Below are 2,206 nucleotides of genomic sequence, written 5' to 3' on the forward strand. Positions count from 1 at the left end.
GGCGAGTCCGGCACCTACCGCTCCACCCTCACCCCGCCCCCCGGCCAGGGCCCCCGCCACGTCTGACCCGCTCCTGGGTAGCCGCATCTGCGGTCACCCAGGGGTGCCCCTCGCTCACCCAAGGAACCAACGCACGTGGTACGTCGAAGTCAGAGCAGCAACCCTCGTTCGGTCGTCGTCCTGACCTCGGGTACGGATTGGGGCACCCGTGCCGCAGTGCAGCGGCGGAGCAGCGGTGCCGAGTCCCCATACCCAGGCGGCAGCCCGCGAAGATCAAGGCGTTGCAGCAGACCATCGGGGTGGCCCGCCTGGCCATCGAAAGGAAGCGCTGGAACGAGGCGCGTTACGCGCTCAGCCGGGCTCGGGCCCTCACGAGCGCCCTCCCCACCAACGTGGCCGTCCAGGAACGCGAGAAGCTCTCGGCGCTCCGCAAGAAGTACGCAGCACGCAACACGCCGGCCGCGAAGAGCGCCCGGCAGGCTAAGGCGGCACCGGCCGGGCGTGCGGTGGCCCGAAAGAAGCCCACCCCGAAGAAGCCCACGGCGAAGAAGGCCGCACAGAAGCCCAAACCCGCACCCGTTCGCGACCTCGGTGACCGTTTCATCGACCGTGCGGCCCTCGGCTATGCCCCCACGGGCAAGACAAAGGGTCCCTGAGCATGGCGAAGGCGTGCCGCCTGCCGCTCCCGCAGACGGCACGCCCTCACGTCGCTCAGCACTCCGACGCGAACAGCACGAACTGTCCCCAGCCTTCGCGGCCCACCGCGAAAGCGGGACGAGTCACGTCCTTGGAGTCCCGCACGTGAACGGCCTGTTCGGCGACCGCGACCTCCACACAGCTGTCACCCTGAGTGCCGCTGTAGCTGGACTTGAACCAGGCGAGTTCCGTCGTACCGCTGCTCATCGCTCTCCTCGAAGTCGCTCCAACAGGTCCCGGGATTCCTTGGGATTGAGGGCCTGCGAGCGCAGTGTGTCATAGCGTCGGCAGAGGAGGCTCACCTCTTTCGGGTCGGAGATCAGACGCCCGTTCTGCTGCCCTTCGGAGTATCCGAGTCGCCGCCCCTCCGAGGTTTCCACCAGCTGGACAGGTCCATCCAGGCACCCGTGAAACGGCAACTCCAGCGGCACCACCTGAAACGTGACGTTACGCGGCGCGGTCAGCTCAAGCACATGCTCAAGCATGTTCGCCTGCACATCCGCTCCCCCGAGTCGCCGCCGGAGGACCGACTCCTCCACGATGAAACTGAACGGCACGGTCGGCCGCTCCCGCAACATCGCCTGACGCTCCATCCGTGCGGTGAGCTGCGCTTCCGCCTGCTCATCGGTCAGCAACGGGATGCTGTTGTCGAACACCGCCCGCGCGTACGCCTCCGACTGCAACAACCCCGGCACCAGCCGGCACTCGTACGTGGACAGGCTCACCGCCTCCCGCTCCAGCCGCGCCCACCGCCGGAACCACGCCGCGAGCCCCGCCTCGCCCCGGGTGAGATGGCAGGCGGCCTTCCGCAGGGCACCGGTGTTGCCCAGCGCTTCCTCCGCGCGCTCCACGAACACCTCGTCCGGCATCCGGCGGCCCAACTCCACCGACTCCACCGTGTGTTTGGAGTACTGGACCCGGGCGCCGAGCTCGACCCGGCTGAGCCCCGCGTGTTCGCGCAGCGCCTGGACGACCGCGCCGAACGTGCGCAGACTGTCGGACGGATGGGGTTCCCGCTCCCACTCCCCCGCCGGAAGTCCCTGCGCGCCGACGCCCACGGCCGCCTCCCCGACACCGATGCCCATGCGCCCCGCCTCTCTCCGCACCGCACCGCGACGGCTCCTGACACCGCCCCGTGCTCACCACTCAGCGTGACGGAACGGACCCCGTACTGTCCACTCTTCGTGCCCGTACGCTGACTCCGCGTACGGGGTGCGGCTCTCGCCCCAGGCGCGCCCGGCCGTCACTCTGGCGCCATGGACCACGCACTGCCCCAAGTCGGCCGCCCCACCCGCACCTTCTCCCAGCTCCTGTCGTCCACACGGCGCGGCGCCCGGCTGGCCAGGCTGCTCGCCGGTACCGAGCTGAGGTCCTGGGGCGCCCCGCAGGACCTCACGGAGCGTGCCGAGCTCGTGGTCGCGGAACTCGCGTCCAACGCCGTCCTGCACGGCCTCGTACCGGGTCGCTGCTTCCGGCTCACCCTCGCCTACGACCTGTCTCTTATACACAT

The 2,206-nt window shown here is 69.6% G+C and carries 4 protein-coding genes; 2 read left to right on the top strand and 2 right to left on the bottom strand.

What is annotated here, in order from left to right; all coding sequences use genetic code 11:
- The first annotated feature begins 281 nt into the window (after window positions 1–281).
- Window positions 282–656, top strand: coding sequence for a hypothetical protein (locus IH13_RS38555; protein WP_234433402.1), 375 nt, complete (start codon window positions 282–284; stop codon window positions 654–656).
- 55 nt (window positions 657–711) lie between these two features.
- On the opposite strand, the gene IH13_RS0127305 is transcribed toward IH13_RS38555, so the two are convergent.
- Both IH13_RS0127305 and IH13_RS0127310 read right to left on the bottom strand, forming a co-directional pair.
- Window positions 712–903 (bottom strand): DUF397 domain-containing protein, encoded by a 192-nt coding sequence (locus IH13_RS0127305; protein WP_031088639.1) that lies wholly within the window; start codon window positions 901–903, stop codon window positions 712–714.
- The gene (locus IH13_RS0127310) at window positions 900–1,781 is read right to left on the bottom strand and encodes a helix-turn-helix domain-containing protein (RefSeq protein ID WP_031088640.1); all 882 of its coding nucleotides are present in this window, start codon (window positions 1,779–1,781) and stop codon (window positions 900–902) included. The genes IH13_RS0127305 and IH13_RS0127310 overlap by 4 nt, the downstream gene beginning before the upstream one ends.
- 171 nt (window positions 1,782–1,952) lie before the next feature.
- Between IH13_RS0127310 and IH13_RS0127315 the strand changes: the two genes are divergently transcribed.
- A partial coding sequence (locus tag IH13_RS0127315) for an ATP-binding protein (RefSeq protein ID WP_420713400.1) occupies window positions 1,953–2,206 on the top strand: 254 nt, incomplete at its 3' end.

Origin of the sequence: Streptomyces sp. NRRL WC-3549 (assembly GCF_000721935.1) — a bacterium.
Classification (GTDB): Bacteria; Actinomycetota; Actinomycetes; order Streptomycetales; family Streptomycetaceae; genus Streptomyces.